The sequence below is a fragment of the Flavonifractor sp. genome, from assembly GCF_019422385.1.
Lineage (GTDB): Bacteria > Bacillota > Clostridia > Oscillospirales > Oscillospiraceae > Flavonifractor > Flavonifractor avistercoris.
Window position 1 is genome coordinate 20,300 of the sequence record NZ_JAHZDL010000023.1, and the last position, 6,969, is coordinate 27,268.

The 6,969-nt window shown below is 65.1% G+C and carries 6 protein-coding genes; 4 read left to right on the forward strand and 2 right to left on the reverse strand.

Going from position 1 to position 6,969, the window contains the following annotated elements; translation table 11 throughout:
* Positions 1-210: 210 nt before the first annotated feature.
* The 4 genes from QZ378_RS04995 to QZ378_RS05010 all read left to right on the forward strand — a co-directional run bounded on the left by QZ378_RS04995 (position 211) and on the right by QZ378_RS05010 (position 5,323).
* Complete coding sequence (locus QZ378_RS04995) at positions 211-1,413, forward strand: DUF5711 family protein (protein WP_291257510.1); 1,203 nt, start codon at positions 211-213, stop codon at positions 1,411-1,413.
* Positions 1,414-1,431: 18 nt separating this feature from the next.
* Complete coding sequence (locus QZ378_RS05000; protein ID WP_291257511.1) at positions 1,432-2,127, forward strand: CvpA family protein; 696 nt, start codon at positions 1,432-1,434, stop codon at positions 2,125-2,127.
* 38 nt (positions 2,128-2,165) lie between these two features.
* The gene (locus QZ378_RS05005; RefSeq protein WP_191379960.1) at positions 2,166-2,705 is read left to right on the forward strand and encodes a CDP-alcohol phosphatidyltransferase family protein; all 540 of its coding nucleotides are present in this window, start codon (positions 2,166-2,168) and stop codon (positions 2,703-2,705) included.
* A gap of 80 nt (positions 2,706-2,785) precedes the next feature.
* Complete coding sequence (locus QZ378_RS05010; RefSeq protein ID WP_291257512.1) at positions 2,786-5,323, forward strand: ATP-dependent Clp protease ATP-binding subunit; 2,538 nt, start codon at positions 2,786-2,788, stop codon at positions 5,321-5,323.
* A gap of 67 nt (positions 5,324-5,390) precedes the next feature.
* On the opposite strand, the gene pfkB is transcribed toward QZ378_RS05010, so the two are convergent.
* Positions 5,391-6,305, reverse strand: coding sequence for a 1-phosphofructokinase (gene pfkB, locus QZ378_RS05015; protein ID WP_291257513.1), 915 nt, complete (start codon positions 6,303-6,305; stop codon positions 5,391-5,393).
* Between the two features lie 21 nt (positions 6,306-6,326).
* On the reverse strand, positions 6,327-6,881 hold the full coding sequence (locus QZ378_RS05020) for a phosphatase PAP2 family protein (RefSeq protein ID WP_191379963.1): 555 nt from the start codon (positions 6,879-6,881) through the stop codon (positions 6,327-6,329).
* Positions 6,882-6,969: the final 88 nt, after the last annotated feature.

Here is a 6,969-nt window from a genome sequence, read left to right on the forward strand (position 1 = left end):
TCGACCGGATTCACTCCGGTCGATTTGAGTGAAATCCGGGGCCCCCGCGAAATGAAATTTCGTGGGGACAAAAACCGCACCGACGCCGGGCCCACCGTACCCGCAGGCGGCCTGTACATGACCAAGCTGTGGTACAACGAGGACGTGCTGTAGCCCCGCTTTCCCTGCAGGGCGGATTCCAACCGCATAAAATCCGCGAAGGAGCATAGAATGGAAGAAATCAATGGGGGCCGTCCCGCTTCCTCTCCGAAGGGCAGAAAGCGGCCCAATCCCTTTGTCCGCTTCCTGGCCTTTCTGGTGACCCTGGCCCTGGTGCTGGGGGCGGTGGCCCTGGTGGCCAATTACGACAAGCTGAATTTCGACTCCATCAAGCGGTGGTTCTCCTACCGCACCCTGGCCCGCAGCGACAGCGGACAGGCCGAGTCCTTTTCCTTCGACGGGGACTCCGACAGCATCTTCGCCTCGGTGGGCGGGGATCTGCTGGTCTGCTCTCCCAACAGCCTGCAGCTCTATTCAGGCAGCGGCCAGCTCTATGTGAATGAGACCATCTCCATGGAAAATCCCGCCGTGGACACGGCGGGGGAAACCGCCCTGATCTACGACGTGGGCGGCGAGGAGCTGCTGATCTACGCCAGCCGGGAGGAGGCCTTTTCCCTCACCCAGGAGACGGGGCAGTCCATTCTGTCCGCCTCCCTCAACCGGAACGGGTGGCTGGCTGTGGTCAGCCAGCAGAGCGGCTTCAAGGGGGCGGTGACCATCTATGACAGCGACTACGCCACGCCCCTGATCCAGATCAGCCGCTCCGACCGCTTTATCATGGACGCGGTGGTGTCTCCGGACAACCGCTCCGTTGCGGTGCTCACCATGGGCCTCACCGACGGCAGCTTTGAGAGCCGGGTGGAGTGCTACGCCCTGGCGCGCACGGAGGAGGACACCGAGCCGGACTGGAGCTGTCCCGTGGGGGGCGACGCGATCCTGGCCCTGCGCTGGAACGACAGCGGCATCTGGGCGCTGGGGGACACCGGCCTGGTCATCGTCTCCCCCGACGGCACCCTGTCCGGCGCCTATGACTACGGCGGGCGGTACCTGAAGGCCTTCTCCCTGGACGGGGAGGGCACCGCCGCCCTGCTGCTGGGCAAGTACCGGGCGGGCAGCACGGCGGAGCTGGTTCTGGTGGGCGCCGACGGCGCCGCCCAGGCCGCGCTGGACGTCAATGAACAGATCCTCTCCCTCTCCGCCGCCGGGCGGTATGTGGGGGTGCTCACCGCCGACCGACTGGACGTGTACAACCAGTCCCTGGAGAGCTACAGCACCCTGGACGGCACCCAGGGCGCCCAGAGCGTGCTGCTGCGGGACGACGGCAGCGCCATGCTCATCTCCAGCCACACCGCCCACCTCTATGTCCCGCAGTAAATCCGGAGGAATTTCCCTATGGCTTTTCTGATCGCAGACGGTCTGGTTCTGGCCGTGCTTCTCATTTTCGCCTGCATAGGCGCCCGCCGGGGGCTGATTCTGTCCCTGTGCGGCCTGCTGGCCTTTGTGGTGGCCTTTCTGGGGGCCAGCTTTGCCGCACGCACCCTCTCCCCCGTGGTGGCCGACGCCTTGGAGCCCAAATTTGCCGCCGCCATTGAGGAGCAGCTCAACGAGTCCATCCGCCAGCAGGCGGAGGCCGGTGAGGCGGCCGTCCTCTCCCCCGACGACGTACCCCTGGAGGGGGTGCTGGACGCCCTGCGGGAGATGGGCTTCTACGAGACGCTGATCAACACCGTGGACAGGGCGGTGGAGAGCGGCATGACCGCCGTGGCGGCCAGCGCGGCAGCGGCAGTGGCCGCCGCCATCGCCCAGTCGGCGGCCTATCTGATCCTGTTCCTGCTGGGCTTCTTCCTCATCCTGCTGGCCTGGCGGCTGCTCAGCCGGGCGCTGGATCTGGTGGCCCGGCTGCCGGGGCTCCACTTCCTCAACAAGACCGGCGGCGCCCTGTTCGGACTGGTGCAGGGCTGCATCATCCTCTTCGTGGCCGCCTGGCTGCTCCAGTTCTTCGGGCAGATGCTGCCCCGGGAGCTGGTGGAACAGACCGTGCTCCTGAAATTCTTCATGACCACCAACCCCTTCTCCCTCCTGGGGTAATCCATATATCCATACCAATGAAAATCAGGTGAAGTTCCATGTCCATCCCCAATCTGCTCTCCCTCATCCGGCTGGTTCTGGTGCCGGTGTTCGCCGTGGTCTTTTTCCGGCCCTGGCCGGACGCCCATTTCTGGGCGGCGGTGATCTACCTGGCCGCCTTTCTTACCGACATCGCCGACGGCTGGATCGCCCGGCACTTCAACCAGATCACCAAGCTGGGCCGCATCCTGGATCCCCTGGCGGACAAGCTGATGACCTTTACGGTGATCATCTGCATCACCGCCGACGGCATCATCCCCCTTTGGGCCGTGGTGGTCTTCTTCTGCAAGGAGCTGACCATGGCCATCGGCGGCTACCTCATGTATCAGAAGGTGGGGGATGTGATCTCCTCCAACTGGCTGGGCAAGTCCTCCACCGGCGTGTTCTTCGTGGTGTGCGCAGCCCTGGTGCTCTTCCCCGCCATCCCCCGCCCCTGGGCCACCGGGCTGATCTCCTTTGCCCTGGCCCTCACCCTGGCCGCCCTGGTCAGCTACATCATCCAGTACCGGCGGGTAATTCAGCAGAGAAAAAACGCGTAATTTCATACGCAGTTCATAATTTCGGATTAGAATCATTTCTCCGAGGGGCGTGGACACCCCTCCAAAGGAGCTGAACAACTATGCAACCCACACTTTGTTCCAGATGCCACAAGAATGTGGCCGTCATCTTTATCCAGAAGATGGAGGGCGGGACCACCAAGAGCGAGGGTCTCTGCCTCAAATGCGCAAAAGAGCTGGGCATCAAGCCCGTGGAAGATATGATGCAGAAGATGGGCATCAGCGACGAGGATCTGGAGGGCCTGACCAACGAGATGATGTCCGCCTTCGGCGGCGCCGAGGGTATGGAGGGGCTGGTTCCCGCCGAGGACGGCGACGACGAGGAGGACGAGGGCAAGACCGCCACCTTCCCCTTCCTCAACAAGCTCTTCGGCTCGGCCCAGAGCCCCCAGGCCCAGCCCCCGGAGCGGGAGCAGCCCCGGCAGGGAGACGGCAAGGAGAAGAAGGGGGACAAGCCCCCCAAGCGGAAGTTTTTGGAGAACTACTGCATCTCCCTGACCCAGAAGGCCGCCGACGGCAAGCTTGACCGCATCATTGGCCGGGACGAGGAGATCCAGCGCACCATCCAGATCCTCAACCGCCGGCAGAAGAACAACCCCTGCCTGATCGGCGAGCCCGGCGTGGGCAAGACCGCCATTGCCGAGGGCCTGGCCCAGAAGATCTACCAGCGGGACGTGCCCTACAAGCTGCTGGACAAGGAGGTCTACCTGCTGGATCTCACCGCCCTGGTGGCGGGCACCCAGTTCCGCGGCCAGTTTGAGAGCCGCATGAAGGGCCTCATTGAGGAGATCAAGAAGCTGGGCAACATCATCCTGGTCATCGACGAGGTGCACAACATCGTGGGCGCCGGTGACGCTGAGGGCTCCATGAACGCCGCCAACATCCTCAAGCCCGCCCTGAGCCGGGGCGAGATCCAGGTCATCGGCGCCACCACCCTCAACGAGTACCGCAAGTACATCGAGAAGGACGCCGCCCTGGAGCGGCGGTTCCAGCCCGTCATGGTGGAGGAGCCCTCCATCGAGGACAGCGTGAAGATCATCCAGGGCATCGCCCCCTACTACGAGAGGTTCCACTTCGTGTCCATCTCCCCCGAGATGTGCCGCCTGGCGGTGACCATGTCCGAGCGGTACATCACCGACCGGTTCCTCCCCGACAAGGCCATCGACCTCATCGACGAAGCCTGCTCCGACGTGAACCTCCACAACAAGACCCTGGCCCGGGAGGTGGAGGTGAAGAAGGAGATCGAGTCCCTGGAGAAGGAGCGGGAGCGGCTGATGGTGGAGGCCAACGACCGGGACTATAAGCTGCAGACCGCCCTGAAAAACAACGAGCAGCGGCAGACCGAGCTGCGCCGGGAGCTGGCCAAGCTCAACGCCGAGCACGACTCCCTCATGGGCAATCCGGCTACCACCGAGGCCCTCAGCGCCAACGAGCAGCGGCAGTCCAACTTCCGCCGGGAGCTGGGCAGCCTGGCCGAGGAGCGGGAGAAGCTCCTCTCCGACGAGGGCAGCAGCAAGGACTATGAGAACCTGGCCGCCATCAAGAGCCGGGAGATGCAGCTTCAGGATGAGCTGGCCAAGCTGGAGGCCCAGAGCGCCCCGCCCCTGACGGTGGAGCACCTGGCCCACGTCATCGAGCTGTGGACTAAGATCCCCGCCAGCCAGATCCAGGAGGCGGAGTACGAGCGCCTGGCCCGCCTGGAAGACCGGCTGAAGGAGCACATCATCGGCCAGGACGAGGCCGTCCACGCCGTGGCCACCGCCGTGCGGCGGGGCCGTGTGGGCATCGCCTCCAAGCGCAAGCCCGTGTCCTTCATCTTCGTGGGCTCCACCGGCGTGGGCAAGACCGAGCTGGTCAAGCGGCTGGCCATGGACATGTTCCACTCCCCCGAGTCCCTGATCCGGCTGGACATGAGCGAGTTCATGGAGAAGTTCGCCGTCAGCCGTATCATCGGCTCTCCCCCGGGCTATGTAGGCTATGACGAGGCGGGCCAGCTCACCGAGAAGGTGCGCCGCAAGCCCTACTGCGTCATCCTCTTTGACGAGGTGGAGAAGGCCCACCCCGACGTGTTCAACATCCTGCTGCAGATCCTGGACGACGGCCACATCACCGACGCCCAGGGCCGCAACGTGAACTTCGAGAACACCATCATTGTCATGACCTCCAACGCGGGCAGCGACGCCCGCACCTCCGCCGGCAGCGTGGGCTTCGGCCGCACCGCCGACGAGCAGGGTAAGGAGCGGGCCATGAAGGCCCTGGAGGGCTTCCTGCGGCCCGAGTTCATCAACCGGGTGGACGAGATCGTCTACTTCAACAAGCTCACCGAGGAGAACTTCAAGGCCATCGCCGGCATTATGCTGGGCGAGCTGCGGGACAACCTGAAGGAGCGGGGCATCACCTTCACCTGGGACGAGGCCCTGCTGGATCACCTGGTGAAGAAGTCCTTCTCCGCCACCTACGGCGCCCGCAACCTGCGCCGGCAGATCCAGAAGGATCTGGAGGACGGCATCGCCACCAAGCTCATCGACAGCTACCTCCACCCCCTGCACAGCATCCACGCCTCCGCCGACGGAGACAGCGTGGTGCTCACCTCCGAATAAGCGCATAAAGAGCGTCCCGGCCCATATTGGGCCGGGGCGTTCTTTTGTCGGCCGCCAAACCTGCCGGTCAGGCCTGCGGAAATCCTTGTCTGAGCAGCTCCTCCACGGTCGCCCGGGATGCCAGCCCGTCGGAGAAGGCGGTGGCGCTGCCGGCGGCGGCCCCCAATCGGAGAGCCTGAGCATAGTCCCCAGTATTCAGCCAGCCGGCCAGGAAGCCGGCCACCATGGAGTCCCCCGCCCCCACCGAGTTGCGCACCGCGCCTCTTGGGGCGGCGATGCGGTGGAAGGCCCCGGTCTCGTCCAGCAGGAGGGCGCCGTCCCCGGCCAGGGACACCAGCACGTTGCGCGCCCCCCGCTTCCGGAGCTCCCCGGCGCACACCCTCCGCTCCTCCTCGGAGCGGAGCTCCCGGCCGAATACGGCCTCCAGCTCCAGGTGGTTGGGCTTGACGAGGAAGGGCCGGTAGGGCAGAACCCCGCACAGCAGCTCCCCCTCAGCGTCCACCACCGTCCGGATGCCCCGGCCGTCCAGCCGGGCCAGGATGCGCTCGTAGATATCGCCGGGGAGGGAAGACGGGATGGAGCCGGCCAGCACCAGGATGTCCTCCCCGGTCAGCCTGTCCAGCCGCCTGAACAGGGCCTCTAGCGCCCCGGCGGGAATGGCCGGCCCCTGCCCGTTGATCTCGGTCTCCTCCCCGCCCTTGAGCTTCACATTGATGCGGGTAAAGCCCTCGTCCAGGTGGATGAAGTCGGTTTTGATCCCGTCCTGAACCAATCCCTGCTCCACCGCCCGGCCCGTGAAGCCGGCCAGAAAGCCCAGGGCGGTGCTCTCCACACCCAGACGGCCCAGCATGACGGACACGTTAATGCCCTTGCCGCCGAACTGGATGAGCTCCCGCCGGGCCCGGTTGACGGCCCCCGGACGCAGCCCGTCCAGCCACACCACATAGTCAATGGCGGGATTGAAGGTAACGGTATAGATCATCGTGCCTCGCGCCCCGCTTTCTCAGGGCTCCAGGCCCCGCCAGGCGGCGAACCTCCGCCACAGCAGCCAGGCCAGCCAGCCGCACAGCAGGCCCACCAGCACCCCCGCCAGCACGTCGCTGGGGAAGTGCACCCCCACATACAGCCGGGAGAGGGCCATCAGGGCCGCCAGCACCACCGCCGTCACCTGCATCCACCGCCGGGGCAGGGTGCGCCACCAGGCCGACGCCGCGGCAAAGGAGGCGCTGGTGTGGCCCGAGGGGAAGGAGTTGGGGTCGTGCTCGGCGATCAGGGGTACCAGCCCCTCTACCGTCAGCCAGGGCCGGGTCCTGGCCACCAGATGCTTGAGGATGCCGTTGGTGAAAATCAGGCTCAGCAGCAGGGCCAGCAGGCTCACCACCCCGGCCTTCCGGGTCTTTTTGAAGCAGAGCAGCAGGACGGACAGGGCAATCCACAGCACGCCGCTGTCCCCCAGGTGGGTGTATACGGTTACCAGAGGGGTGAGCAGGCCGCTACGCACCCACTCCTGGATCCACAACAGTACTCCGCCGTCCAGATTGAGCAGTCCCTGGAGCAAGACATCGCTTCCTTTCTCATACGGAATTGAGATAATGAACACATCCACCAGCGAAGCTGGTGGTTGTCACTGTGCGGGCATAGCCCTT